The following is a 23,390-nucleotide window of genomic DNA, read 5'->3' as shown; positions in this document are numbered from 1 at the left end:
TCGAACACTCGGCTATCGAAGTATATCACTTTTCGGAAGTACGGTCAATGTCTTTGATAAGAGTTTTATTAACATTTTCCTCGTACAGACGCATCTGTATCTGCATAGGTGTTGGATCATCTGTTATTTTCATATGACCGAAATGATTGAAGAAGAAAAGTACCCCAAGTCCGATTCCTATGGAATAAGTGATTTCAAGAACAGTAAAATGACCGGAAGTCTGTCCTGTGACCTGGGTATAGATCTGCGAGAAGAGACCACCGACATCTACATCGTTATTAAATGTCATGATAGAGAAACCTGCACCGAAAAAGGCGGCAAGACCGACGAAAATAATCTTGCACCACTGCCAGACAAGTCCGGAACCGGGTTTGTTTTTAAAAGTGATGATAAAGTCGGCTTCTCCAATATTATTGATTTCAAGGTCCGGTTCTTTTTTTTTGATTTCGGAGATCAGATCCATAACAGACATTACATAACGTCCTGGTTTATCCGGGTCAAGATTTATAACCGGCATCACCCGGAGCCGATTCAGAATTTTACTGTTGCTGCAGGAAAGTTTTGCAATGTCCTGAAGATAAATGTGTGGATGGTTTATCTGGATATTCTGATCTAACTGTAAATAGAGAGTATCACTCATGGTATGTTATCCTTTCATTTTGGGCTTGAAGATCAGGCTTGCAAAATAAGAGAAGATCAAAGCTGCGGAGACTCCCACCGCGCAGGCGGTAAAGCCTCCCATAAAGAGTCCGATCAGTCCGTTTTTGTCAATGGATTCTTTCATTCCTTTCCACAGGATATTGCCAAAACCAAGCAGGGGAACAGAAGCGCCTGCTCCGGCAAATTCTGCAAATGGCTGATAGATTCCGACAGCGCTTAAAACAGAGCCTGTACATACCAGAAGTACCATGATCCGTCCGGGCATAAGCTTTGTCCTGTCCAGAAGAATCTGTACCAGGGCACAGATCAGTCCGCCTGTCCAGAATGCATTAAAATAGTCCATGTATTTTTCCTCCTGAAAAAATTTCTGTATCTACATCATATCCGGAACCCTGTACTGTTCTATTACAACAGCGTGTGCGATACCGGGAATTGGATCCCCCTCGTTGAAGCTTACCTTTGACAGAAGGGCACCTGTGGGAACAAAGAGAATCCTTTTCCATTTTTTTTGTATAATACCCGGAAGAATATAGCCTGCCAGAACAGAGGCGGCACATCCACATCCACTGCCGCCGGAATGTGTATCCTGAGTCTGAGGATCATAGATCAGCATACCGCAGTCCTGATGGACAGATGAGATATCAAATCCTTTTTCTGTGAGAAGGTCGAACAGGATTGTCTGTCCTACCATGCCCAGGTCACCGGTGAAGATGGCATCATAATCGGATGGTTTTCGGTGAAAATCCTGAAGATTTCGGGCTATGGTGTCGCAGGCAGCAGGAGCCATGCAAGCTCCCATATTGAGGGAATCCCTAAATCCAAAGTCAATCAGTCTTCCGGTGGTGATTCCTGTTATAACTGCACAGATATTGCGGTTACGGAGTGTGTTTAGTGTTTTGTTGTCCGGGCGTGGTGGCGGTTCATATCCAAGTATACAGGCTCCGGCACCGGTGACTGTCCAGGTAGCAGATAAGGGCCTTTGATTTCCATATCCCAGGGGAAAACGAAATTCTTTTTCTGCGCTGGCAAAGTGGCTGGAAGTTGCGCAGAGGATATATTTTCCGTACCCGCCGTCGATACACATTGAACCAAGGGAAAGAGACTCTCCCATAGTGGAGCATGCTCCGAAAAGACCGTAAAAAGGAATTTTCAGATCAGCGGTTCCGAAAGAAGAGGCTGATGTCTGAGCCAGCAGGTCGCCTGCAAAAAGAAGCTGTATATCGGAACAGGTGAGGCCGTTTTTTTTGATTGCCAGCAGAGCGGCCTGTTTTTGCAGAGTGCTTTCTGCAGCTTCCCAGGTATCTGTTCCAAACATGGGATCTTCACATATGGTATCAAAGTATGCGCCCAATGGCCCTTCTCCTTCTTTCCGGCTGACAACAGAAGCACAGCTCTGGATAAAGACAGGATTCTGAAATGAAATGCTGGATGTACCGCAGGTCATTTGTCTGTTCATAGGAAACCTCCTTGTATAATTGTATGATTCTTATGCAAAAACACCTCTCAGGATATGGATGCTGAATAGTTACGGGATCATTGTAAAAAGATAATAAATCACACCGAGAATCCATGAACTCAGGATTCCATAAAGAATTACGGGTCCTGCGATCGTAAATATTTTGCATCCGATGCCGAATACCTGTCCTTCTGCCTTATATTCGATCGCAGAGGAAGCTACGGAATTGGCAAAACCGGTGATCGGGACAAGGCTTCCGGCACCGCCGAATCTGCCGATTTTGGAATAAAGATTACATCCTGTGAGGATCACACTGAAAAGGATCAGGATAAGGGAACACCAGGAGCCGGCGGTATCTTTGTCCAGCCCAAGGTTATCTGCGTAATTTAAGATGACCTGTCCAACAACACAGATGACTCCGCCTGTGAAAAATGCTTTGCACATATTCAGTGGCAGGCTGTGGACAGGAGTGACTGCTTTTACGTATTCTTCATATTGTTTCTGTTTTTTCTGACTGAGATTATTGTCTGACATAATATAAAACCTTTCTGATTGAAAATCCGAAATTTTGGCACACTAGGTTACTGAGAACGGAGTAAAGAGTAATCGATTGCTGCTTTTTTGGCACTGATGTTAAAGATTAGCTGGAAATTATGGCAGCCATCCGTTATAATAGTAAATCAGTGCCCCGACAGTTTTGCCGGCGGCTATGCACAGGATTGTAAAAGAAAGACCTCTCTGGAATCTGCTTCTTCTGGCAAAGATAGGGAAAATATCTGCCATCTCTGCCAGGGCCATGATCCATCCACCAAGGAAAATCCCTGAAAAGAGCCCGTACAGAATCAGAAACGGGGTGCCGAACCGGATATTCCAGTGAAAAAGAAAGAACAGGTTTCCAAGTTCGGTTCCCCAGAATGTGATGTCTTCGTACAGCAATATATGATCTGCTGTGTGGGTAATTCCTGCATATCTGGGAATAATAGAAAGGCCGATCATAAGACCGGTTAGTCCTCCGGCAATAATAAAACCGGAACATAGTCCTGTAAATCCGAGAAAAATCTGCTCTAACATAAGTGCCTCCGATCCTGCCGACAACAAAAGAAGTTTCCGGGTAACTGTCCGGCAGTCTGTTATTGTGAAGCACCGGACAGATATATCTGTGATATGTATTATGGCAGAAATATAAAAATATATACACTGTCATTCATTTGTTGCTGAGAACAGAGTGAACAGTAACCCTGGTAATATATCCGGCAGCAAAAGAGTGTATGAATAACTGTACTTTTGGAGAGAGAGATAGTATAATGTTACTGTTCACACACCGCTATCCCGCGAGGTATTTTTGCATGAATGTGCCAAAATTCTGAGACATACAAGCCAAAATTCTATTGCCGCAGGCAATCTGGAATGAATTTTGGCTAAGTTACTGAGAACGGAGTGAACAGTAACAGTATAATGACTGTATTATCTGACACTCTAGTACATCGTTTTCGAAATAACTATACCACTCACTTGTCTGCGAATCCGATTGCACAGGTCTAAAAGCCTCAGCGTAGCCCGCTACGCCTGCGTTTTTATACCAGCACACTCGAATCCGCATCCTACGCGATTGGTATAGTTATTTACGAAACGATGTACTAGTGTGCCGACAAGTTGATTCTTGAAACAATCTTGCAGGATAAATTTTCTTATTTCAAGGCGGAGGAAGGAGGCGTAGCGGTGGCTACGGCGACCGACGACAACGCGGAAATAAGAAATTTAGACGCAAGATTGTTCGAGAAATCAACTTGTTGGCACACTAGAGCGTGTCTGAAAAATAAAAATTGCACAAAACGCATGTTTTATTTCCCTTTTTCATGATAAAATAAAGAAAAAGGGGTGTTCACTATGTTGAGACGATATGAGTTGACTGATGAAGAATGGCTTCGCATTGAACCTTTATTACCTCCTGAAAATACTGGAAAACAAGGACGTCCAAGGAAAGACAATCGTATCATTATGAATGGAATTGTATGGCTTGCACGTAGTGGGGCACCTTGGCGCGATCTTCCTGAACGTTATGGTTCATGGAAAACTGTCTATAGCCGATTCCGAAAATGGATCGATGATGGTATCCTTGATAATATTTTCCGTATTTTAAGTCTTGAAGCAGAATTGGAAGAATTATCCATTGATGCTTCTATTATCCAGGCGCACCAAAGATAGTGCCGGTGCAAAAAAAGGGGGCCTTCAAATGAAATCGGGCATAGTCGTGGAGGAGCCAAGACCAAAATCCATGCGGTAGTAGATGCCTATGGATATCCAGTTTATTTAATGATCAGTGAGGGACAGCGTAATGATATCAATTATGCAATCCCTTTGCTCGATCAAATTGAAATAAACGGAAGCAATGTGTTAGCTGACCGAGGATATGACAGTAATAAATTGCTTGATTATGTGTACGCACGCGGTGGAGAGCCAACCATTCCATCCCGAAAGGGAGCTAAATTTGAACGTCATTGTGATTGGTGGTTATACAAAGAACGCCATTTAGTAGAAAAGTATTTTCTGAAATTAAAAGCATTCCGACGAATCGCTACACGTTATGACAAATTAGCTGCAACCTACTTGGGATTTATTTGTATCGCCTCAATATTAATTTGGTTAAAATAAACAATTTAAAATGTTTTTCAGACACGCTCTAGGAACTGATCGGAAAATTCGACAGAATGAAAACGTCAAAAGAAACATAATAAATTATAATAAATATAGAAAGATTGAGGAATGAAATCTGTGAATCAGAATATAATAGAGAAATTTAATGATCTGCTGGGAGAAGAGAAAGTAAAAGTGGATGAACCCATGAAACGTCATACCACATTTCGGATTGGCGGTCCGGCAGATTACTTTTTGCTTCCGTCTTCTGAGGAAGAACTGAGCGGGATTCTGAAGATATGCAAAAATGAAGAACTGCCATATTTCATTCTTGGAAATGGAAGTAATCTTCTGGTAAGCGATGAAGGATACAGGGGTGTCATTATTCAGCTTTACAGAAATTATGGTGATATTACAGTAAAAGGAAATGAAATCCATGCAACAGCAGGAGCTCTGCTGTCACAGATCGCGGTGGCAGCCAAAAATGCGTCGCTGACAGGATTTGAGTTCGCCGGAGGAATTCCCGGCACATTAGGCGGTGCAGTTGTCATGAATGCAGGTGCCTATGGCGGTGAAATGAAAGATGTGCTGAAAGAAGTAACTGTTATGACAGCTGCAGGAGAAATTCTCGTACTTCCGGCAGAGAAGCTGGAAATGGGATATCGCACAAGTCTTGTGAAAACAAAAGGATATCTGGTGTTGAGCGCAGTGATCGTTCTTGAACAGGGGAATCAGGAAGCCATAAAAGCAAGAATGAAAGAACTGACAGAACAGAGAGTAAGCAAACAGCCTCTTGAATTTCCAAGTGCGGGAAGCACATTCAAACGTCCTGAAGGGTATTTTGCCGGAAAGCTGATCATGGATGCAGGGCTGAGAGGATATCAGACAGGCGGTGCACAGGTTTCCGAGAAGCACTGTGGGTTTGTGATCAATAAAGATAATGCAACTGCAGCAGATGTGTGCAGACTGCTCAGAGATGTACAGGATAAAGTAAAAGAACAGTTTGGCGTAACTCTTGAACCGGAAGTGAAATTCCTTGGGAAGTTTTGATCTGACTGAATCGAAAAAGTACTGTGAACAGAGTGCAAAGACCAATGAGCAACAGATGAGATTAAGAAGTGACGGGAGATAGAAAATGCGTTTTGTAATAGTTACAGGAGTATCGGGAGCAGGAAAAACATCTGCATTGAAAATGCTGGAGGATGCGAAGTATTTTTGTGTAGACAATCTGCCGATCCCTTTACTGGAGAAATTTGCATCACTGATGCCTGAGATACATGGAGAAGATGTGCAGAATGTTGCACTGGGGATCGATGCAAGAAGCGGGCGTTCTCTGGATGAGCTGGAGATTGTACTGGACAGAATGAAAAAGGCAGGGTATGATTTTGAAATCCTGTTTCTGGATGCGCAGGACAGTGTTCTGGTCAAACGTTATAAAGAAACCCGCAGAAGTCATCCTCTTGCAATGGGGGGAAGAGTGGATGATGGAATCCGGATGGAAAGAGAGAAGATGCGTTTTCTGAAAGAGCGTGCGGATTATATCATTGATACCAGCAATCTTCTGACAAGAGAACTGAAACAGGAGATCGACAGGATATTTGTAGATAATCAGGATTTCTGCAATATGATGATTTCTGTACTGTCATTTGGATTTAAATATGGAATACCGGCAGATGCGGATCTCGTGTTTGACGTGCGTTTCCTGCCGAATCCATACTATGTGGACGAACTCAGACCGCTGACAGGGCTGGATGACAGGGTTTTTAATTATGTAATGGATTGTGATATAGCCAGGGCATTTGCGGATAAACTGGAAGATATGATCAATTTCCTTATTCCGAATTATGTGAAAGAGGGAAAGACAAATCTGGTGATCGCAATTGGATGTACAGGCGGCAAGCATCGTTCCGTCACGCTGGCAAGAGAACTTTATTCCAGATTGTCTGGAAATACAAAATACGGATTCAGGCTGGAACACAGAGATGCACAGAAAGACCGACTGGTCAGAAAACAGGAAGGATGATAAAGGAGAGATGTCTTTTTCAGGGATGGTGAAGGAAGAACTTTCCAGACAGATTGGATTGGCCAGACATTGCAAAATGGCAGAATTGGCTGCGATTTTATGTTCCTGTGGGAAAATGGAATGTTTTTCAGGGGACAGTAAACTGAAAATCCAGACGGAAAATGAAGCAGTTGCAAGAAAGTGCTTTACATTATTGCAAAAAACATTTAATATAGAAACAAAGATATTTGTACGTGAGAACAGTCACCTGAAACGGGTGAAGGTATATACAATAGAAATAACTGATCCCGAAGAAATCCAGGTAATTTTTCAGGCACTGCGGCTTGTCACGAACAGTATCGACCAGGGTACGCTTGTATTGTCGGATATGCTGGTGGTACAGCAGAATTGCTGCAAACGGGCGTTTATCAGGGGAGCTTTTTTAGCATCCGGTTCAATCAGTGATCCTGAGAAGGGGTATCATTTTGAGATTGTATGTTCTGATGCAAAAAGAGCAGAGCAGCTACAGACGATCATCCGCAGTTTTTCGGTAGATGCCAAAATCGTACAGCGTAAGAAATCACATGTGGTCTATGTGAAAGAAGGTGCGCAGATTGTTGACATGCTTGCTGTTATGGAAGCTAATGTGGCATTGATGGACCTGGAGAACATCCGCATACTGAAGGAAATGAGAAATTCAGTAAACAGAAAAGTAAACTGTGAAACTGCGAATATTAATAAAACCGTAAATGCAGCCGTCAAGCAGATGGAGGATATTAAGCTGGTCCGGCAGAAAATAGGATTTGAGCAGCTTAATGAAGGACTTGCACAGGTTGCTGAACTTCGGATGCAGTATCCGGAAGCTACACTAAAAGAATTAGGAATGATGTTAAGCCCGCAGGTGGGCAAATCGGGAGTCAATCACAGACTGAGAAAGCTGAGTGCAATGGCTGACGAACTGCGGGAGAAACAAGGAGGAGAATTATTATGATCAAAAAACCAATCACCATCAATTTATCCACAGGTCTGGAAGCGCGTCCGGTGGCACAGTTGGTACAGGTAGCTAGTCAGTTCAACAGTGAGATTTATGTAGAGATTGGAAAGAAGCGCGTGAATGCAAAGAGCATTATGGGTATGATGACGCTTGGGCTTGATGCAGGGGAAGAAATTACTTTATCTGCAAATGGTGAGGATGAGGAAGCTGCTATGGCAGGTATTGAGCAGTACTTAAGTAATCAGTGATCAAATAGTATTCAGGATAGAACACATCCGGAAGGGAAGACCGCTTTTCGGATGTGTTTTGTCGTGTATACGACAGCAATGTTACTGTGAACAAAGTGAACAGTAACACAGCAATCAATTTCATTGCCATAACAATAACATTAGATTGACCATAAAGATAAAACAGGGTATAATGAGCGAAAAGAGTAGAAATGAGGAGCGTAACAAATGTCAAAATTTCTGAAATTTATTGTACATTTTATAGTGATATGCACCATTGTCTGTGTTGTCGGGCTGGCAGTTCCGCCGTTTTTGGGAATTACGACAGAGATTATGGATGATTCCGGCAAAGAAACGAATCTGCCCATGGGATCGGTTACTTATGCAATTCCGGTAAAAATCAAAGAGGCAGCGGTTGGTGATTCTATTCTGTATCAGACTGATTCTAAAGCATACCGTTATATGATTACGGAAATGGATAAAAAGAATCATATTTTTAAGGTGATAGATTCCAGTGACAAAGATGCAGAACCTGTTGCCGTTGAGGTGAAGGATTACATACCGAAGGTTGTGATCACAGTAGGATATGCAGGATATCTCCTTCTTGCAACAGAAAGCATAGAGGGACTTATTATTCTCGGACTTGCCGTCCTTTTCCTGGTAATTCTGTATATAGTTGCGGAACTTCTGAAAAAAGAACCGCAGGATGATTATGATGAAACAGATACAGAACCCGGATATGTTAAGAGCAAGAAGGAACTTAAGAGAGAAGAGAAGGCAAGAGAGAAGCGTTATAAAGAAGAGGAACGCCAGATTAAGAAAGAGGAAAGGGCACGCAGGAAAGGAAAGGCTCCGGAACGAAAGAAAATTAAAACAGGCGGTTTTGTGGATGAAATCTATGAAGATGAGTTGGAACCTGTGAAGCCTGCGCAGCCGGAAACAATTCAGACTGCGACAAGCGAAGCCCATGAACTTCTCAGAAAAGAGATTGCAGCAGCTACGGCGGATGTACCGGTAAAGCAGGAAGAATCTGTACAGACGAAACCGGATGCAGGTGATATACATATGGAGCCTGTTTCCGGAAAGACAGAAGTGATTGTGCCCCAGGTAAAAGAGCAGCTGAAACAGATGATGAATGCTTCGGACAGAAAACCGGTAGAAGCAGAGGAAACAGAAGGAAACGCACAGGAAGAAATCAGGCGTATGGTAATTCCGACATGGTCGGCAGCACAGATTGCCGAGACAGCCAGAAGTCAGGGCGATGCGCCGGATATTGTGAGAGACGATGTTACAAAGGTTACATTATTTGATTATTCCGATATCATTGCGGATGAGAAGCCGGTCTATCCGCAGAAACAGACTGCTGAAGAATAAAATAAGAGATTGAAAAAATATGACGATGAAAAGAACGTGTTTCTTCCTATATATATAATATAGAAGGAACACGTTCTTTTTACTGCAGACAATCCGATCTCCATCATATCGTGAAGTCCTGCGTCAGCAGACCTGCAGATATCGGCCTTGTCGTTCACTATTCCGTAATGTTTCTATATAATAAAGCCACTAGTGTGTCGACACAAATTGATTCTTTTTTGTTTCGACATACAAGCCCAAATTCAATAAAAAATTGTACGGAATCAAGTACAAAAAAATATCAAAAAAAGTGAAAAAAACACTTGCATTTTTCTGAGAGGTCGTGTATACTCTCAATTGTTGTGACATTGATAGCAATGAAGCGCGAGGTTGCTGCCACAGAGATGGCAGGTTTTCCGTGGAGCGAATGTCAAGTTTGAAAACTGACGACAAGTCACTGTACAAGTTCAGAAGACCATCCAGGGATGGCGTGTGTGGTAAAAAATCGAAAGACACACACGGAGATGTGTACAGTCGCCGCTTGTCGTACTGCTTGAAAAGTACGAATAGGAGGAGACTTTTTTTATGGCAAATCAGGTAATGAGAATCACATTAAAGGCTTATGATCATCAGTTAGTAGATGCATCAGCAGCAAAAATCATCGAGACTGTTAAAAAGAACGGAGCAATGGTAAGCGGACCGGTTCCACTTCCAACTAAGAAAGAGGTTGTTACAATCTTAAGAGCCGTTCATAAATACAAAGATTCCAGAGAACAGTTCGAACAGAGAACTCATAAGAGACTGATCGATATCCTTACACCAACACAGAAGACAGTAGATGCTCTGTCAAGACTGGAAATGCCAGCAGGTGTTAACATCGATATCAAGATGAAGACTAAATAATTAGTCATCAACCCCAATTTGATAATGCTATAAGCATTAAGCTATTTACTATATGATTGCCGGTAATCGGTAATCCGCTATAAGGAGGAAGAAAGAATGAAGAAAGCTATTTTAGCTACTAAAGTCGGAATGACTCAGATCTTCAATGAAGACGGCCAGTTGATTCCGGTAACAGTTTTACAGGCTGGTCCTTGTGTCGTAACTCAGGTTAAGACAGAAGAGAACGATGGATACGAAGCAGTTCAGGTTGGATTCGGAGACATCAGAGAAAGCCTTGTTAACAAACCGGAAAAAGGACACTTTGACAAAGCTGGCGTTGCAGTAAAGAGATTCGTTAAAGAGTTCAGATTTGATAACGCTGCTGAATATACAGTAGGACAGGAAATTAAAGCTGATATCTTTGCAGACGGCGATCACATTGATGCAACAGCTGTTTCCAAAGGTAAAGGTTTCCAGGGTGCGATCAAGAGACATGGTCAGTCAAGAGGACCTATGGCTCACGGTTCCAAATATCACCGTCATGCAGGTTCCAATGGTGCTTGTTCTGATCCGAGCAAGGTATTCAAAGGAAAACACATGCCAGGTCATATGGGAAATGTTCAGGTTACTGTACAGAACCTTGAGATCGTACGCGTAGATACAGAAAATAACTTACTGTTAGTTAAAGGTGCTGTTCCAGGACCTAAGAAATCTTTGGTTACTATCAAAGAGACAGTAAAGTCCTTATAATAAGAAAGGAGGAGCACACAAATGGCAAACGTAACTGTTTATAATATGGAAGGCAACGAAGTTGGAACAATGGAACTGAATGATGCAGTATTCGGCGTAGAAGTCAATGAGCATCTTGTTCACCTTGCTGTTGTTCGTCAGCTTGCAAATAATCGCCAGGGTACTCAGAAAGCTAAAACACGTTCTGAAGTAAGCGGCGGCGGAAGAAAACCGTGGAGACAGAAAGGAACAGGTCATGCTAGACAGGGTTCCATCCGTGCACCACAGTGGACTGGCGGCGGTGTTGTATTCGCTCCGGTACCAAGAGATTATGAAGTAAAAATGAACAAGAAAGAAAGAAGAGCTGCTTTAAAATCTGCTCTGACTTCCAAAGTTCAGGACAATAAATTAGTAGTTGTTGATGCTCTTACATTAGCAGATGTTAAGACAAAGGAAATGCAGAAAGTTCTTACAAACCTGAAAGCTGAGAAAGCTCTGGTTATCACAGCAACAGATGACAAGAACGTAATCCTTTCCGCAAGAAACATCACTGATGTTCAGACTGCAACTCCAAGTACTATCAACGTATACGATGTTATGAACCACAACACCGTAATCGTAACCAAAGATGCTGTAGCATCCATCGAGGAGGTATATGCATAATGGCTGATATCAAGTACTATGACGTAATCAAGAAACCAGTGATTACAGAAAAATCTATGAATGCAATGGCTGAAAAGAAATACACTTTCTTAGTTCATCCGGAAGCAAACAAATCTCAGATTAAAGAAGCTGTAGAGAAAATGTTCGAAGGAACAAAAGTAAAGAGCGTTAACACCATGAATATGGATGGAAAGAAAAAACGCCGTGGTATGACAGTTGGAACAACTGCTAAAACCAAAAAAGCTATCGTAGCTCTGACAGAAGACAGCAAAGATATCGAAATCTTCGAAGGACTTTAATTGATAGCCCATGCGGTACGAGTGCCACTTCGGAAGCTTTGCTTCTTATGAATCTTCGGCACTCTGATTATCGCGAGTATACGCATTCAAAAGCGTGAGGACAAATTTGAAAGGAGAACAAAAATGGGAATCAAAAGTTATAACCCATATACACCGTCTAGAAGACATATGACTGGTTCCGATTTCTCAGAGATTACAAAATCTACACCAGAGAAATCTCTTACCGTGTCTTTAAAGAAAAACGCTGGACGTAACAACCAGGGTAAGATTACAGTTAGACACCGCGGAGGCGGAAGCAGAAGAAAATACAGAATCATCGACTTCAAGAGAAGAAAAGATGGAATCCCTGCAACAGTAGTTTCCATCGAGTATGATCCAAACAGAACAGCAAACATCGCTTTAATCTCTTATGTAGATGGCGAGAAAGCATATATCCTCGCACCGGAAGGCTTAAAAGTAGGTCAGAAAATCATGAACGGAGCTGATGCAGAAGTTCGTGTTGGTAACTGCTTACCATTAGAGCTTATCCCGGTTGGTACTATGGTACACAACATTGAGCTTCATCCTGGAAAGGGCGGACAGATGGTTCGTTCTGCTGGAAACGGCGCTCAGTTAATGGCTAAAGAAGGCAAATACGCAACACTGCGTCTGCCATCTGGTGAAATGAGAATGGTTCCGATCGTATGCCGCGCATCTGTAGGCGTTGTCGGAAACGGAGATCACAACCTGATTAACATCGGTAAAGCCGGACGTAAACGTAACATGGGTATCAGACCTACTGTTCGTGGTTCCGTAATGAACCCGAATGACCATCCACATGGTGGTGGTGAAGGAAAGACCGGTATCGGTCGTCCAGGTCCATGTACTCCATGGGGAAAACCTGCTCTTGGTCTGAAGACAAGAAAGAAAAACAAACCGTCCAACAAGCTCATCGTAAGAAGACGCGATGGAAAAGCATTATCGAAATAATAAGGAGGATTAAGCATGTCTCGTTCACTGAAAAAAGGACCTTTTGCAGATGCCAGCTTACTTAAAAAAGTAGACGCATTAAACGCTGCAAATGACAAATCCGTTATCAAAACCTGGTCACGCCGTTCTACAATCTTCCCGTCCTTCGTAGGACACACAATCGCTGTCCATGACGGAAGAAAACACGTGCCGGTATATGTAACAGAAGATATGGTTGGCCACAAACTCGGTGAGTTCGTTGCAACCAGAACTTACAGAGGACACGGAAAAGACGAAAAGAAATCCGGTGTTCGCTAGTATTTGACTTTATATTCTGTCTGCTGCCTACAAGACAGCGGACAGGTTAACCTGATATTGAGAGAAAGAGGAAAGGAGGCACTTTAAAATGGCAAAGGGACATAGAAGCCAGATAAAAAGAGCCAGAAATGAGAGTAATAGAGAGACAAGACCGTCTGCAAAATTATCTTATGCAAGAATTTCTGTTCAGAAAGCCTGCTACGTGTTAGATGTAATCCGCGGTAAAGATGTGCAGACAGCACTTGGTATCTTAACATACAACCCAAGATACGCTTCCAGCGTTATCAAGAAACTTCTTGAGTCAGCAATTGCAAATGCTGAAAACAACAACGGAATGAATGCAGACAACCTCTACGTTGCAGCCTGCTATGCAGATAAAGGACCTACAATGAAGAGAATTCAGCCAAGAGCACAGGGTAGAGCTTACAGAATCGAGAAGAGAACAAGCCATATCACCATCGTGCTGGATGAAAGATAAGGAGGAAAAGCATGGGACAGAAAGTTAACCCACATGGCCTTAGAGTCGGTGTTATCAAGGATTGGGATTCAAGATGGTATGCTGATGCAGACTTCGCTGATTACCTGGTAGAAGACTACAACATCAGAACATTCCTTAAAAAGAAATTATACAGCGCAGGTGTTTCCAAGATCGAGATCGAGAGAGCATCTGACAGAGTTAAGATCATCATCTACACAGCTAAACCTGGTATCGTAATCGGTAAAGGCGGAGCTGAGATCGAAAAAGTTAAAGCTGAATTAAAGAAATTCACAGACAAGAAACTTATCGTAGATATCAAAGAAGTAAAGAGACCAGACAAAGACGCTCAGTTAGTAGCAGAGAATATCGCACTTCAGCTTGAGAACCGTATCTCTTTCAGACGTGCTATGAAATCTACAATGCAGAGAACAATGAAGGCCGGAGCTAAAGGTATCAAAACATCCGTATCCGGACGTCTTGGCGGTGCTGATATGGCTCGTACAGAGTTCTACAGCGAAGGAACTATTCCGCTTCAGACACTTCGTGCAGATATTGACTATGGATTCGCAGAAGCAGACACAACATACGGCAAAGTTGGCGTAAAAGCTTGGGTCTACAATGGCGAAGTACTTCCAACAAAAGGAACTAAGGAAGGGAGCGATAAATAATGTTAATGCCAAAAAGAGTAAAACGTCGTAAACAATTCCGTGGCTCCATGAGAGGAAAAGCCCTTAGAGGTAATAAGATCAATTATGGTGAATTCGGACTTGTTGCAACCGAACCGTGTTGGATCCGTTCCAACCAGATCGAAGCAGCCCGTGTTGCTATGACTCGTTATATCAAACGTGGTGGTCAGGTTTGGATCAAGATTTTCCCAGATAAACCAGTAACAGCGAAACCAGCAGAAACACGAATGGGTTCCGGAAAAGGTGCTCTCGAATACTGGGTAGCAGTTGTTAAGCCAGGACGTGTAATGTTCGAAATCGCAGGCGTTTCCGAGGAAATCGCTCGTGAAGCATTACGTCTTGCGATGCACAAGTTACCATGTAAATGTAAAATCGTTTCTCGTGCAGACTTAGAAGGCGGTGATAACAGTGAAAATTAATAAATTCGTGGAAGATTTAAAGGCAAAATCAGCTGCAGAATTAAATGAAGAATTAGTAGCTGCTAAAAAAGAACTTTTCAATCTGAGATTTCAGAATGCAACTAATCAATTAGAGAATACAAGCCGCATTAAAGAGGTTCGCAAGAACATTGCAAGAATCCAGACAGTAATTACTGAGCAGGCTAACGCTTCCAAATAATAGGAGGAAACTATCGTGGAAAGAAATCTGAGAAAAACCCGCGTGGGTAAGGTTGTCAGCAATAAGATGGACAAGACCATTGTAGTTGCTATTGAAGACCATGTAAAACATCCTCTTTACAAAAAGATCGTGAAGAGAACATATAAATTAAAAGCTCATGACGAAAACAATGAGTGCAATATCGGTGATACCGTAAAAGTTATGGAAACCAGACCGTTATCCAAGGATAAAAGATGGAGACTGGTTGAAATCGTAGAGAAAGTTAAATAAGGAGGAAACCAGTATGATCCAGCAGGAAACTAGACTGAAAGTTGCCGACAACACTGGTGCAAAAGAAATCCTTTGTATTCGTGTTATGGGCGGCTCTACAAGAAGATATGCAAGCATTGGCGATACAATCGTTGCTACTGTTAAAGATGCAACACCAGGCGGCGTTGTTAAAAAAGGTGACGTTGTAAAAGCTGTTGTAGTTAGAACTAAAAAAGGCGCTCGTCGTAAAGACGGATCTTACATCCGTTTCGATGAAAATGCTGCCGTAATCATTAAAGACGACTTAACTCCGAGAGGAACACGTATCTTTGGACCAGTTGCCAGAGAGCTTCGTGAAAAGAAATTCATGAAGATCGTTTCCTTAGCTCCGGAAGTATTATAGGAGGGTGCCTAATGTCAGCTATGAAAATTAAAAAAGGTGATACTGTAAAAGTTATCGCTGGTAAAGATAATGGCAAAGAGGGTAAAGTCCTTGCAGTTAACGCAAAAGACAATACCGTTGTTGTTGAGAATATCAACAAAGTTACAAAACACAGCAAACCATCTGCTGCAAATCAGCAGGGCGGAATCATTACAAAAGAAGCTCCACTGCACATCTCCAACGTTATGCTGGTTGTTGATGGACAGGCTACAAGAGTAGGATTCCAGATGGACGGCGACAAAAAAGTCCGCGTTGCTAAAAAGACCGGTAAGGTTATCGATTAATTAAGAGAGGAGGCATGACAAGTGAGTAGATTAAAAGAAATGTACAAAAATGAGATCATGGATGCCATGACCAAAAAATTTGGATACAAAAATGTTATGGAAGTGCCAAAACTCGACAAGATCGTAATCAATATGGGTGTTGGTGAAGCCAAAGAAAACGCTAAGCTTCTTGATGCTGCAATCGCAGATATGGAACTTATCACAGGACAGAAAGCAATCGCTACTAAAGCTAAAAAATCTGTCGCTAACTTTAAAATCAGAGAGGGTATGCCGATCGGTTGTAAAGTTACATTAAGAGGAGAAAAAATGTACGAGTTCGCTGATCGTCTGATCAACCTTGCACTTCCTCGTGTACGTGACTTCCGTGGTGTTAACCCGAACGCATTCGATGGTCGTGGAAACTACGCTCTGGGTATCAAAGAGCAGCTGATCTTCCCGGAAGTTGAATATGACAAAGTTGACAAAGTAAGAGGTATGGACATCATCTTCGTTACTACAGCTAAGACTGATGAAGAAGCTCGTGAATTACTGACATTATTCAATATGCCGTTTGCAAAATAATAGGAGGAACGATTCATGGCTAAAACAGCAATGAAAATCAAACAGCAGCGTAAACAGAAATTCTCCACAAGAGAATATACACGTTGCAATATTTGTGGACGTCCACATTCTGTTTTAAGAAAGTACGGAATCTGCAGAATCTGCTTCCGTGAATTAGCTTACAAGGGACAGATCCCGGGTGTTAAGAAGGCTTCCTGGTAGGAACCGGATTTAAATAAAATAAACGATCGGCTGATTTATCAGTCCGATCATATGTCCAAACGAGATTTATGATAAAACAGGTAACAATGTAAACAATTAATATATATGCACATGTAAAGTCTGAATAACAGGAGGAAACTAACATGACAATGAGCGATCCAATCGCAGATATGCTTACAAGAATCCGTAACGCAAACACTGCAAAACATGACACAGTAGATGTTCCGGCATCCAAAATGAAAACTGCAATTGCTAACATCCTTGTTGATGAAGGATATATTGCAAAATATGATTTAGTTGAAGACGGAGTTGTTAAAACTCTTCATATCACACTGAAATACGGTGAAGACAAAAACGAAAAAATCATCACTGGTTTAAAGAGAATCTCCAAACCTGGTCTTCGTATCTACGCAGGTAAGGATCAGCTTCCAAAAGTTCTTGGTGGACTTGGAATCGCAATTCTTTCTACAAACAAAGGTGTTATTACTGATAAAGAAGCTCGTAAACTTCAGGTTGGCGGCGAAGTATTAGCATTCGTTTGGTAATTTGAACCAAGATTTTTTATAGAGAACAAACTGAAAACAGAGAGGATGAAACATCCTCTCCGATAATCTAAGTAAGGAGGACAAACATATGTCACGAATTGGTAGACTTCCGGTTGCTATTCCTGCAGGCGTAGAAGTAACTGTCGCTGAAGGCAACGTAGTAACTGTAAAAGGACCAAAAGGAACTCTCGAAAGAGCACTTCCTACAGAAATGGAAATCAAAGTTGAAGATGGTCATGTAGTAGTATCCAGACCAAACGACTTAAAGAAAATGAAATCTCTTCACGGTTTAACAAGAAGCTTGATCCACAACATGGTTGTTGGTGTAAGCGAAGGCTATACAAAAGAGCTTGAAGTTAACGGTGTAGGTTATAAAGCAGCAAAACAGGGCAAAAAGCTTGTGCTTAGCCTTGGATATTCTCATCCGGTAGAAATGGAAGATCCAGACGGAATCGAAACCAAAGTAGATGGTAACAAGATTATCGTATCCGGTATCAGCAAAGAAAAAGTCGGCCAGTTTGCAGCTGAGATCAGAGACAAGAGAAGACCTGAGCCATACAAAGGTAAAGGTATTAAGTATGTTGATGAAGTTATCAGACGTAAAGTTGGTAAGACTGGTAAGAAATAATTCAGGAGGGTGAGAAAATGGTAAATAAGGCATCTAGAGCGAAAATTCGTGAGAATAAGCATAGAAGATTACGTCATCATTTAAACGGAACTGCAACAACACCACGTTTAGCAGTATTTCGTTCCAACAAGCATATTTATGCTCAGATCATTGATGACACTGTAGGAAAAACTTTAGTATCTGCTTCTACTCTTCAGAAAGAAGTAAGAGCTGAGTTAGAGAACACTGATGATGTAGCAGCTGCTGCACATTTAGGAACCGTTATTGGTAAGAAAGCTGTTGAAGCTGGCATCGAAAGCGTTGTTTTCGACAGAGGAGGCTATATCTACCACGGTAAAGTTAAAGCACTGGCAGACGCAGCAAGAGAAGCTGGGCTGAAATTCTAATAAGGAGGAGCGAAACACATGAAACGTAATCTTATTGATGCTAGTCAGTTAGAATTAGAAGATAAAGTAGTATCAATCAAGCGTGTTACCAAGGTTGTTAAAGGTGGTCGTAACTTCCGTTTCACAGCTTTAGTTGTTGTAGGTGACGGCAACGGACACGTTGGTGCAGGTTTAGGTAAAGCAGCCGAAATTCCTGAAGCGATCCGCAAAGGAAAAGAGGATGCTATTAAGAAATTAGTAACAGTAGCAAGAGACGAAAACAACTCTATTACACATGACTTCGTTGGAAAATACGGAAGCGCTGAAATGCTTCTGAAGAGAGCTCCGGAAGGTACTGGAGTTATCGCCGGCGGTCCTGCCCGTGCGGTAATCGAGTTAGCTGGTATCAAAAACATCCGTACAAAATGTATGGGATCCAGAAACAAACAGAACGTTGTTCTTGCAACAATCGAAGGCTTAAGACAGTTAAAAACTCCGGAAGAAGTTGCTAGACTTCGCGGAAAATCTGTTGATGAGATTCTGGCTTAAGGAGGAAATACAAAAATGGCAAACACATTAAAAGTTACATTAGTAAAATCTCCTATTGGTGCAGTTCCGAAACACAAAAAAACTGTTGCAGCTATGGGTCTTACAAAAATGCACAAAACAGTTGAAATGCCGGATAACGCAGCAACAAGAGGAATGATTCAGCAGGTACAGCACCTGGTAAAGGTTGAAGAAGCTTAATTGCGATTTAACCAGAGAGAATTCTGATATGGATCTGATATGAACCTGTTATTCGCAGAGAATGGCAGGAGCATACAGAAACATATTCAGACACAATACAATCTGAACTTATAGATTTGAAATAATAATAAGGAGGTGCCAACATGGAATTATCAAACTTAAGACCAGCAGAAGGTTCTAAGCACAGCGATAACTTCAGAAGAGGCCGTGGACATGGTTCTGGAAACGGTAAAACAGCCGGTAAAGGACACAAAGGACAGTTAGCTCGTTCCGGTCACAAGAAACCGGGATTTGAAGGTGGTCAGATGCCTTTATACAGACGTCTGCCTAAGAGAGGATTCAAAAACAGAAATACAAAAGAGATTATTGCAATCAACGTTGACGTACTGAACCGTTTTGAAGATGGTGCAGAAGTTACAGCAGAAAGCTTACTTGCAAGCGGTGCAATCTCCAAGATCGCTGATGGCGTTAAAATTCTTGGAAACGGTGAGCTGACAAAGAAACTTAATGTCAAAGTAAATGCTGTCAGCGAGACTGCAAAATCAAAAATTGAAGCTGCTGGTGGTACAGTAGAGGTGATCTAATGTTTGAAACTCTTAAAAATGTTTTTAGAGTGAAAGAAATGAGACGCAAGCTGTTGTATCTGATATGGATGATTTTTATCATCCGTATCGGCTGCCAGATTCCGGTACCGGGAGTTGACAGTGATTTCTTCAAACAGTGGTTCAGCAGCAATGCCGGTGATGCATTCAATTTCTTTGATGCATTTACCGGTGGTTCATTTGAAAGAATGTCAATTTTCGCATTAAACATCACACCATATATTACATCTTCCATTATCATTCAGCTTCTTACTATTGCAATTCCGGCACTGGAAGAAATGCAGAGAGATGGTGAAGAGGGAAGAAAGAAGATGACTGCGATCACACGTTATGTGACCGTAGGTCTTGCTTTATTTGAGTCAATCGCAATGGCAATCGGATTCGGACGTCAGGGTATGATTCCGAATCTGGACTTCTTTAAAGGTGTTGTAGTTGTTGCCTGCCTTACAGCCGGTTCAGCTATGCTGATGTGGCTCGGTGAGCGTATTACGGAAAAAGGCGTTGGAAATGGTATTTCCATCGTACTTACCATTAATATCATTTCCAGAGTACCAAGCGACCTGACATTACTGTATGAGAACTTTATTAAAGGAAAAACAATTGCAAAGGGTACTCTTGCAGGACTGATCATTGCAGCCGTTATTCTTCTGGTAGTAGTTCTGGTACTTATCCTTAACGGAGCAGAGAGAAGAATTCCGGTTCAGTATTCCAAGAAAATGGTTGGAAGAAAGCTGATGGGCGGTCAGTCCACCAATATTCCGCTGAAGGTTAACACCGCCGGTGTTATCCCGGTAATCTTTGCATCCTCCATTATGTCTTTCCCGGCTGTCATTGCGCAGTTAACAGGAAAAGGTAATGGTACAGGAATCGGAAGTGAGATTATTCGTGGTCTTTCTTCCAATAACTGGTGTAATCCGAAACAGCTCCAGTATACATGGGGATTGATTCTTTACATCGTACTTTGTGTTTTCTTTGCATATTTCTACACTTCCATTACATTCAATCCTCTGGAAGTTGCAGATAATATCAAAAAGCAGGGTGGATTTATTCCGGGTATTCGTCCTGGAAAACCTACGTCAGACTATTTGACTAATATCTTAAATTATATTATATTTATAGGTGCAGTAGGTCTTATCATTGTGTGCGTGATTCCGTTCATCTTTAATGGTGTATTCGGAGCGAATGTTTCATTCGGTGGTACATCTATCATCATTATTGTTGGTGTTATCCTCGAAACTGTGAAACAGATTGAGTCACAGCTTCTCGTACGTAATTACAAAGGCTTTCTGAACAATTAAAAATGAGAGGTTGTGGTGCATGGCATCACAGCCTTGATTTGCTAAAAAAGAAAACGGAGGGTATAACTTATGAAAATCATTATGTTGGGTGCACCGGGGGCAGGAAAAGGAACTCAGGCGAAGAAAATTGCTGCGAAATATCAGATTCCGCATATTTCTACCGGAGATATTTTCCGCGCAAACATCAAAAATGGAACAGAACTGGGTAAAAAAGCAAAAACTTATATGGATCAGGGACTTCTCGTACCTGATGAACTGACCTGTGATCTGGTTGTGGACAGAATACAACAGCCGGATGCAGCAAATGGTTATGTGCTGGATGGTTTTCCAAGAACAATTCCTCAGGCAGAGTGCTTAACAGAGGCTCTGAACAAACTGGGAAGTAAAGTTGATTATGCAATCGATGTGGATGTTCCGGATTCCAATATTGTAAACCGTATGTCCGGAAGACGTGCCTGCCTGAAATGTGGTGCTACTTATCATGTTGTACATGCAGCACCGAAGGTTGAGGGCGTTTGTGATACCTGTGGAGAGAAACTGGTGCTTCGTGATGATGACCAGCCTGAAACAGTTCAGAAACGTCTTAACGTATATCATGAGCAGACACAGCCGCTGATCGATTATTATACTAAAGAGGGAATTTTAAAATCAGTGGATGGTACAAAAGATCTTGAAGAAGTATTTGCAGATATTGTTGCCATCCTGGGAGAGTAATTGGGTGTTTTTAAACACCATCTGGAGGTAAAATGTCGGTTTCTATCAAGACAGAACATGAAATTGAACTTATGAGGGAGGCAGGTCATCTGCTTGAAAAAGTGCATGATGGTCTGATCCCTTACATTAAACCGGGAGTGAGCACAAAGGAGATTGACCGTATCGGAGAACAGATGATACGTGATCTGGGATGCATCCCGAATTTCCTGAACTACGGAGGGTTTCCGGCGTCATTCTGTATCAGTCTGAATGATGAGGTAGTTCATGGGATCCCGTCTGAAGAGAAGATCATTCAGGAGGGAGATCTTGTAAAGATTGATGCCGGTCTTATTTATAAGGGGTATCATTCTGATGCAGCGAGGACTTATGCTGTCGGTGAAGTTTCACCGCAGGCACGTAAGCTGATGGATGTGACCAGAGAGTGTTTCTTTGAGGGACTCAAGGCCGCACGTGCGGGAAATCATCTGAATGATATTTCCAAGGCAATCGGTGCTCATGCTGCCAAATATCATTATGGGATTGTCCGCGACCTGGTTGGACATGGAATCGGCACTCACCTTCATGAGGATCCGCAGATCCCGAATTTTCCGCAGAAGCGAAGAGGAGTTCGTCTGATGCCGGGTATGACACTTGCTGTAGAGCCTATGATCAATCTGGGACGTGCAGATGTGGCATGGCTGGATGATGAGTGGACTGTTGTAACTATGGATGGTTCTCTTTCTGCTCATTATGAGAATACGATTCTTATTACAGACGGAGATCCGGAGATTCTGACTCTTACGAAATAATTGGACGACATACAGGAGGTTTAAAATGTCAAAAGCAGATGTAATCGAAGTGGAAGGCACTGTTCTGGAAAAGCTGCCTAATGCGATGTTTAAAGTGGAACTGGAGAACAAACATGTGGTGCTTGCACATATCAGTGGTAAGTTACGTATGAATTTTATTCGTATTCTTCCTGGAGATAAAGTTACGATTGAACTGTCTCCGTATGATCTGTCTAAGGGCAGGATTATCTGGAGAGATAAGTAAGAAATATTGGACTGCAGTTGGTGCAGTGATGAGAAAGAGAGCTGGAGGGATCTGGTTCTCTTTTTTTGTGCCAGAAGGGACGCATATAAAAATAATTCATTTCATGTGCGGTTTCGGCATCTAAGATATTCTAAGGTGAAAAAAATCTGCTAAAGGCATGAGCCGCCTTATCAAACTCGCTCCGTTGCAAACTTCGCTCAGACAGTGAGGCAGTCGGCTCATAACGCAGATTTTTTTCGCCTAAGAATATCTAAGATGCCTGCAAATGCACATGAAATGAATTATTTTTATACGCTGTGTGTTGGCAGTGGGAAGGTTTAGCTGTGATTTTTCAAACATGCTCCAGAATAGATATTAAAACTAGCTACGCTGAGGCTTTTAGACCTGTGCAATCGGATTCGCAGACAAGTGAGTGGTATAGTTATTTCGAAAACGATGTACTAGTTTTTATAGATGGATGATTAGGCGGGAATGGGGGAGAAAATGAAAAAATGTGATTTTATTCAAAAAAGTGCTTGCATTTTATATTTTGGTGTGATAGTATATAAGCCGAACGCGTGAGTAGTATGTATTTGTGCGCTCAAAAAACTGCAGATTTTAATGAATTTACGGAAGGAGGATTTCCAGTGAAAGTAAGATCATCTGTAAAGCCGATCTGCGAAAAATGCAAGATCATTAAAAGAAAAGGATCTATCAGAGTAATCTGTGAGAATCCAAAACACAAACAGCGTCAGGGTTGATTGACGGTTTAAAGTTTGTATAACGTGCGGCTGCA

Annotated in this window: 36 protein-coding genes and 1 pseudogene; 32 read left to right on the top strand and 5 right to left on the bottom strand. The window is 42.0% G+C overall.

Features of this window, described 5'->3' with window-relative positions; genetic code table 11:
* Nucleotides 1–25: 25 nt before the first annotated feature.
* The 5 genes from NQ550_RS15350 to NQ550_RS15330 all read right to left on the bottom strand — a co-directional run bounded on the left by NQ550_RS15350 (nucleotide 26) and on the right by NQ550_RS15330 (nucleotide 3,187).
* Nucleotides 26–640 (bottom strand): stage V sporulation protein AA, encoded by a 615-nt coding sequence (locus tag NQ550_RS15350; protein ID WP_022381087.1) that lies wholly within the window; start codon nucleotides 638–640, stop codon nucleotides 26–28.
* Nucleotides 641–646: 6 nt separating this feature from the next.
* Nucleotides 647–1,003: a SpoVA/SpoVAEb family sporulation membrane protein gene (locus NQ550_RS15345; RefSeq protein WP_025579954.1), complete on the bottom strand. Its 357-nt coding sequence runs from the start codon at nucleotides 1,001–1,003 to the stop codon at nucleotides 647–649.
* 30 nt (nucleotides 1,004–1,033) lie between these two features.
* Nucleotides 1,034–2,116 carry a stage V sporulation protein AD gene (locus tag NQ550_RS15340; protein WP_022381086.1) on the bottom strand — a complete coding sequence of 361 codons (1,083 nt, stop codon included), beginning with the start codon at nucleotides 2,114–2,116 and terminating at the stop codon, nucleotides 1,034–1,036.
* A 69-nt stretch (nucleotides 2,117–2,185) separates the two neighbouring features.
* Nucleotides 2,186–2,650 carry a SpoVA/SpoVAEb family sporulation membrane protein gene (locus tag NQ550_RS15335; protein ID WP_022381085.1) on the bottom strand — a complete coding sequence of 155 codons (465 nt, stop codon included), beginning with the start codon at nucleotides 2,648–2,650 and terminating at the stop codon, nucleotides 2,186–2,188.
* Nucleotides 2,651–2,767: 117 nt separating this feature from the next.
* The gene (locus tag NQ550_RS15330) at nucleotides 2,768–3,187 is read right to left on the bottom strand and encodes a stage V sporulation protein AB (RefSeq protein WP_008707239.1); all 420 of its coding nucleotides are present in this window, start codon (nucleotides 3,185–3,187) and stop codon (nucleotides 2,768–2,770) included.
* 816 nt (nucleotides 3,188–4,003) lie between these two features.
* Between NQ550_RS15330 and NQ550_RS15325 the strand changes: the two are divergent.
* The 32 genes and pseudogenes from NQ550_RS15325 (at nucleotide 4,004) to rpmJ (ending at nucleotide 23,355) form a co-directional block, all read left to right on the top strand.
* Nucleotides 4,004–4,768, top strand: a pseudogene (locus NQ550_RS15325) (IS5 family transposase).
* A gap of 111 nt (nucleotides 4,769–4,879) precedes the next feature.
* Nucleotides 4,880–5,800, top strand: coding sequence for a UDP-N-acetylmuramate dehydrogenase (gene murB / locus NQ550_RS15320; protein ID WP_044996597.1), 921 nt, complete (start codon nucleotides 4,880–4,882; stop codon nucleotides 5,798–5,800).
* Between the two features lie 85 nt (nucleotides 5,801–5,885).
* Nucleotides 5,886–6,773 (top strand): RNase adapter RapZ, encoded by an 888-nt coding sequence (gene rapZ, locus NQ550_RS15315; RefSeq protein WP_025579633.1) that lies wholly within the window; start codon nucleotides 5,886–5,888, stop codon nucleotides 6,771–6,773.
* 10 nt (nucleotides 6,774–6,783) lie between these two features.
* Nucleotides 6,784–7,743, top strand: coding sequence for a DNA-binding protein WhiA (whiA, locus tag NQ550_RS15310; RefSeq protein ID WP_025579631.1), 960 nt, complete (start codon nucleotides 6,784–6,786; stop codon nucleotides 7,741–7,743).
* The gene (locus NQ550_RS15305; protein WP_008707243.1) at nucleotides 7,740–7,994 is read left to right on the top strand and encodes an HPr family phosphocarrier protein; all 255 of its coding nucleotides are present in this window, start codon (nucleotides 7,740–7,742) and stop codon (nucleotides 7,992–7,994) included. The genes whiA and NQ550_RS15305 overlap by 4 nt, the downstream gene beginning before the upstream one ends.
* A 207-nt stretch (nucleotides 7,995–8,201) precedes the next feature.
* Complete coding sequence (locus NQ550_RS15300) at nucleotides 8,202–9,347, top strand: hypothetical protein (RefSeq protein WP_008707244.1); 1,146 nt, start codon at nucleotides 8,202–8,204, stop codon at nucleotides 9,345–9,347.
* 564 nt (nucleotides 9,348–9,911) lie between these two features.
* Complete coding sequence (rpsJ, locus tag NQ550_RS15295; protein ID WP_008707245.1) at nucleotides 9,912–10,229, top strand: 30S ribosomal protein S10; 318 nt, start codon at nucleotides 9,912–9,914, stop codon at nucleotides 10,227–10,229.
* 96 nt (nucleotides 10,230–10,325) lie between these two features.
* Nucleotides 10,326–10,958, top strand: coding sequence for a 50S ribosomal protein L3 (rplC, locus tag NQ550_RS15290; protein WP_008707247.1), 633 nt, complete (start codon nucleotides 10,326–10,328; stop codon nucleotides 10,956–10,958).
* Between the two features lie 21 nt (nucleotides 10,959–10,979).
* Entirely contained in the window at nucleotides 10,980–11,600 is a 621-nt protein-coding gene (gene rplD, locus NQ550_RS15285) for a 50S ribosomal protein L4 (RefSeq protein WP_008707249.1), read from the top strand.
* Complete coding sequence (gene rplW / locus NQ550_RS15280) at nucleotides 11,600–11,899, top strand: 50S ribosomal protein L23 (protein ID WP_008707251.1); 300 nt, start codon at nucleotides 11,600–11,602, stop codon at nucleotides 11,897–11,899. Before rplD ends, rplW begins: the two co-directional genes overlap by 1 nt.
* Before the next feature lie 123 nt (nucleotides 11,900–12,022).
* Entirely contained in the window at nucleotides 12,023–12,868 is an 846-nt protein-coding gene (gene rplB / locus NQ550_RS15275; protein ID WP_025579627.1) for a 50S ribosomal protein L2, read from the top strand.
* Nucleotides 12,869–12,883: 15 nt separating this feature from the next.
* Nucleotides 12,884–13,165 (top strand): 30S ribosomal protein S19, encoded by a 282-nt coding sequence (gene rpsS / locus NQ550_RS15270; RefSeq protein ID WP_008707255.1) that lies wholly within the window; start codon nucleotides 12,884–12,886, stop codon nucleotides 13,163–13,165.
* Nucleotides 13,166–13,253: 88 nt separating this feature from the next.
* Nucleotides 13,254–13,643: a 50S ribosomal protein L22 gene (rplV, locus tag NQ550_RS15265; protein WP_008707257.1), complete on the top strand. Its 390-nt coding sequence runs from the start codon at nucleotides 13,254–13,256 to the stop codon at nucleotides 13,641–13,643.
* Nucleotides 13,644–13,654: 11 nt separating this feature from the next.
* The gene (gene rpsC / locus NQ550_RS15260; protein ID WP_008707259.1) at nucleotides 13,655–14,311 is read left to right on the top strand and encodes a 30S ribosomal protein S3; all 657 of its coding nucleotides are present in this window, start codon (nucleotides 13,655–13,657) and stop codon (nucleotides 14,309–14,311) included.
* Complete coding sequence (gene rplP, locus NQ550_RS15255; protein WP_008707261.1) at nucleotides 14,311–14,748, top strand: 50S ribosomal protein L16; 438 nt, start codon at nucleotides 14,311–14,313, stop codon at nucleotides 14,746–14,748. Before rpsC ends, rplP begins: the two co-directional genes overlap by 1 nt.
* Nucleotides 14,738–14,947, top strand: a complete 210-nt coding sequence (gene rpmC, locus NQ550_RS15250; protein WP_020994114.1) for a 50S ribosomal protein L29 — start codon at nucleotides 14,738–14,740, stop codon at nucleotides 14,945–14,947. The genes rplP and rpmC overlap by 11 nt, the downstream gene beginning before the upstream one ends.
* Nucleotides 14,948–14,962: 15 nt before the next feature.
* Complete coding sequence (rpsQ, locus tag NQ550_RS15245; protein WP_008707264.1) at nucleotides 14,963–15,217, top strand: 30S ribosomal protein S17; 255 nt, start codon at nucleotides 14,963–14,965, stop codon at nucleotides 15,215–15,217.
* A gap of 13 nt (nucleotides 15,218–15,230) precedes the next feature.
* The gene (rplN, locus tag NQ550_RS15240; protein WP_008707265.1) at nucleotides 15,231–15,599 is read left to right on the top strand and encodes a 50S ribosomal protein L14; all 369 of its coding nucleotides are present in this window, start codon (nucleotides 15,231–15,233) and stop codon (nucleotides 15,597–15,599) included.
* An 11-nt stretch (nucleotides 15,600–15,610) separates the two neighbouring features.
* A complete protein-coding gene (gene rplX / locus NQ550_RS15235; protein ID WP_008707266.1) occupies nucleotides 15,611–15,922 on the top strand; it encodes a 50S ribosomal protein L24 in 312 nt (103 codons plus the stop codon).
* Between the two features lie 21 nt (nucleotides 15,923–15,943).
* Entirely contained in the window at nucleotides 15,944–16,483 is a 540-nt protein-coding gene (gene rplE / locus NQ550_RS15230) for a 50S ribosomal protein L5 (RefSeq protein ID WP_008707267.1), read from the top strand.
* 15 nt (nucleotides 16,484–16,498) lie between these two features.
* Nucleotides 16,499–16,684 (top strand): type Z 30S ribosomal protein S14, encoded by a 186-nt coding sequence (locus NQ550_RS15225; RefSeq protein ID WP_008707268.1) that lies wholly within the window; start codon nucleotides 16,499–16,501, stop codon nucleotides 16,682–16,684.
* 143 nt (nucleotides 16,685–16,827) lie between these two features.
* A complete protein-coding gene (rpsH, locus tag NQ550_RS15220; RefSeq protein ID WP_008707269.1) occupies nucleotides 16,828–17,229 on the top strand; it encodes a 30S ribosomal protein S8 in 402 nt (133 codons plus the stop codon).
* An 88-nt stretch (nucleotides 17,230–17,317) separates the two neighbouring features.
* The gene (rplF, locus tag NQ550_RS15215; RefSeq protein ID WP_025579624.1) at nucleotides 17,318–17,857 is read left to right on the top strand and encodes a 50S ribosomal protein L6; all 540 of its coding nucleotides are present in this window, start codon (nucleotides 17,318–17,320) and stop codon (nucleotides 17,855–17,857) included.
* Between the two features lie 17 nt (nucleotides 17,858–17,874).
* Nucleotides 17,875–18,243 carry a 50S ribosomal protein L18 gene (gene rplR / locus NQ550_RS15210; protein WP_008707271.1) on the top strand — a complete coding sequence of 123 codons (369 nt, stop codon included), beginning with the start codon at nucleotides 17,875–17,877 and terminating at the stop codon, nucleotides 18,241–18,243.
* A gap of 18 nt (nucleotides 18,244–18,261) precedes the next feature.
* Nucleotides 18,262–18,771, top strand: coding sequence for a 30S ribosomal protein S5 (rpsE, locus tag NQ550_RS15205; protein WP_008707272.1), 510 nt, complete (start codon nucleotides 18,262–18,264; stop codon nucleotides 18,769–18,771).
* Nucleotides 18,772–18,786: 15 nt separating this feature from the next.
* The gene (rpmD, locus tag NQ550_RS15200; protein WP_008707273.1) at nucleotides 18,787–18,969 is read left to right on the top strand and encodes a 50S ribosomal protein L30; all 183 of its coding nucleotides are present in this window, start codon (nucleotides 18,787–18,789) and stop codon (nucleotides 18,967–18,969) included.
* Nucleotides 18,970–19,112: 143 nt separating this feature from the next.
* Nucleotides 19,113–19,553, top strand: coding sequence for a 50S ribosomal protein L15 (gene rplO, locus NQ550_RS15195; protein ID WP_008707274.1), 441 nt, complete (start codon nucleotides 19,113–19,115; stop codon nucleotides 19,551–19,553).
* Nucleotides 19,553–20,869 (top strand): preprotein translocase subunit SecY, encoded by a 1,317-nt coding sequence (gene secY / locus NQ550_RS15190; RefSeq protein WP_025579622.1) that lies wholly within the window; start codon nucleotides 19,553–19,555, stop codon nucleotides 20,867–20,869. Before rplO ends, secY begins: the two co-directional genes overlap by 1 nt.
* Before the next feature lie 69 nt (nucleotides 20,870–20,938).
* Nucleotides 20,939–21,583 (top strand): adenylate kinase, encoded by a 645-nt coding sequence (locus NQ550_RS15185; protein ID WP_008707277.1) that lies wholly within the window; start codon nucleotides 20,939–20,941, stop codon nucleotides 21,581–21,583.
* A 32-nt stretch (nucleotides 21,584–21,615) separates the two neighbouring features.
* Complete coding sequence (gene map / locus NQ550_RS15180; RefSeq protein WP_008707279.1) at nucleotides 21,616–22,371, top strand: type I methionyl aminopeptidase; 756 nt, start codon at nucleotides 21,616–21,618, stop codon at nucleotides 22,369–22,371.
* A gap of 25 nt (nucleotides 22,372–22,396) precedes the next feature.
* Nucleotides 22,397–22,615, top strand: coding sequence for a translation initiation factor IF-1 (gene infA / locus NQ550_RS15175; protein WP_005428560.1), 219 nt, complete (start codon nucleotides 22,397–22,399; stop codon nucleotides 22,613–22,615).
* Nucleotides 22,616–23,241: 626 nt separating this feature from the next.
* Nucleotides 23,242–23,355 carry a 50S ribosomal protein L36 gene (gene rpmJ / locus NQ550_RS15170; RefSeq protein WP_003497809.1) on the top strand — a complete coding sequence of 38 codons (114 nt, stop codon included), beginning with the start codon at nucleotides 23,242–23,244 and terminating at the stop codon, nucleotides 23,353–23,355.
* Nucleotides 23,356–23,390 lie beyond the last annotated feature (35 nt).

The organism is Blautia wexlerae DSM 19850, assembly GCF_025148125.1.
In the GTDB taxonomy this organism is placed as follows: Bacteria; Bacillota; Clostridia; order Lachnospirales; family Lachnospiraceae; genus Blautia_A; species Blautia_A wexlerae.
The sequence above is the reverse complement of the archived record's forward strand: the minus strand, read 5'-3'. Positions and strand labels throughout refer to the sequence as shown.

Bases quoted from the DNA above. Each gene is read 5' to 3' on its own strand.
- NQ550_RS15350 (WP_022381087.1), bottom strand. From the start codon at position 640: ATGAGTGATACTCTCTATTTACAGTTAGATCAGAATATCCAGATAAAC.
- NQ550_RS15345 (WP_025579954.1), bottom strand. From the start codon at position 1,003: ATGGACTATTTTAATGCATTCTGGACAGGCGGACTGATCTGTGCCCTG.
- NQ550_RS15340 (WP_022381086.1), bottom strand. From the start codon at position 2,116: ATGAACAGACAAATGACCTGCGGTACATCCAGCATTTCATTTCAGAAT.
- NQ550_RS15335 (WP_022381085.1), bottom strand. From the start codon at position 2,650: ATGTCAGACAATAATCTCAGTCAGAAAAAACAGAAACAATATGAAGAA.
- NQ550_RS15330 (WP_008707239.1), bottom strand. From the start codon at position 3,187: ATGTTAGAGCAGATTTTTCTCGGATTTACAGGACTATGTTCCGGTTTT.
- murB (WP_044996597.1), top strand. From the start codon at position 4,880: ATGAAATCTGTGAATCAGAATATAATAGAGAAATTTAATGATCTGCTG.
- rapZ (WP_025579633.1), top strand. From the start codon at position 5,886: ATGCGTTTTGTAATAGTTACAGGAGTATCGGGAGCAGGAAAAACATCT.
- whiA (WP_025579631.1), top strand. From the start codon at position 6,784: ATGTCTTTTTCAGGGATGGTGAAGGAAGAACTTTCCAGACAGATTGGA.
- NQ550_RS15305 (WP_008707243.1), top strand. From the start codon at position 7,740: ATGATCAAAAAACCAATCACCATCAATTTATCCACAGGTCTGGAAGCG.
- NQ550_RS15300 (WP_008707244.1), top strand. From the start codon at position 8,202: ATGTCAAAATTTCTGAAATTTATTGTACATTTTATAGTGATATGCACC.
- rpsJ (WP_008707245.1), top strand. From the start codon at position 9,912: ATGGCAAATCAGGTAATGAGAATCACATTAAAGGCTTATGATCATCAG.
- rplC (WP_008707247.1), top strand. From the start codon at position 10,326: ATGAAGAAAGCTATTTTAGCTACTAAAGTCGGAATGACTCAGATCTTC.
- rplD (WP_008707249.1), top strand. From the start codon at position 10,980: ATGGCAAACGTAACTGTTTATAATATGGAAGGCAACGAAGTTGGAACA.
- rplW (WP_008707251.1), top strand. From the start codon at position 11,600: ATGGCTGATATCAAGTACTATGACGTAATCAAGAAACCAGTGATTACA.
- rplB (WP_025579627.1), top strand. From the start codon at position 12,023: ATGGGAATCAAAAGTTATAACCCATATACACCGTCTAGAAGACATATG.
- rpsS (WP_008707255.1), top strand. From the start codon at position 12,884: ATGTCTCGTTCACTGAAAAAAGGACCTTTTGCAGATGCCAGCTTACTT.
- rplV (WP_008707257.1), top strand. From the start codon at position 13,254: ATGGCAAAGGGACATAGAAGCCAGATAAAAAGAGCCAGAAATGAGAGT.
- rpsC (WP_008707259.1), top strand. From the start codon at position 13,655: ATGGGACAGAAAGTTAACCCACATGGCCTTAGAGTCGGTGTTATCAAG.
- rplP (WP_008707261.1), top strand. From the start codon at position 14,311: ATGTTAATGCCAAAAAGAGTAAAACGTCGTAAACAATTCCGTGGCTCC.
- rplN (WP_008707265.1), top strand. From the start codon at position 15,231: ATGATCCAGCAGGAAACTAGACTGAAAGTTGCCGACAACACTGGTGCA.
- rplX (WP_008707266.1), top strand. From the start codon at position 15,611: ATGTCAGCTATGAAAATTAAAAAAGGTGATACTGTAAAAGTTATCGCT.
- NQ550_RS15225 (WP_008707268.1), top strand. From the start codon at position 16,499: ATGGCTAAAACAGCAATGAAAATCAAACAGCAGCGTAAACAGAAATTC.
- rpsH (WP_008707269.1), top strand. From the start codon at position 16,828: ATGACAATGAGCGATCCAATCGCAGATATGCTTACAAGAATCCGTAAC.
- rplF (WP_025579624.1), top strand. From the start codon at position 17,318: ATGTCACGAATTGGTAGACTTCCGGTTGCTATTCCTGCAGGCGTAGAA.
- rplR (WP_008707271.1), top strand. From the start codon at position 17,875: ATGGTAAATAAGGCATCTAGAGCGAAAATTCGTGAGAATAAGCATAGA.
- rpsE (WP_008707272.1), top strand. From the start codon at position 18,262: ATGAAACGTAATCTTATTGATGCTAGTCAGTTAGAATTAGAAGATAAA.
- rpmD (WP_008707273.1), top strand. From the start codon at position 18,787: ATGGCAAACACATTAAAAGTTACATTAGTAAAATCTCCTATTGGTGCA.
- rplO (WP_008707274.1), top strand. From the start codon at position 19,113: ATGGAATTATCAAACTTAAGACCAGCAGAAGGTTCTAAGCACAGCGAT.
- secY (WP_025579622.1), top strand. From the start codon at position 19,553: ATGTTTGAAACTCTTAAAAATGTTTTTAGAGTGAAAGAAATGAGACGC.
- NQ550_RS15185 (WP_008707277.1), top strand. From the start codon at position 20,939: ATGAAAATCATTATGTTGGGTGCACCGGGGGCAGGAAAAGGAACTCAG.
- map (WP_008707279.1), top strand. From the start codon at position 21,616: ATGTCGGTTTCTATCAAGACAGAACATGAAATTGAACTTATGAGGGAG.
- infA (WP_005428560.1), top strand. From the start codon at position 22,397: ATGTCAAAAGCAGATGTAATCGAAGTGGAAGGCACTGTTCTGGAAAAG.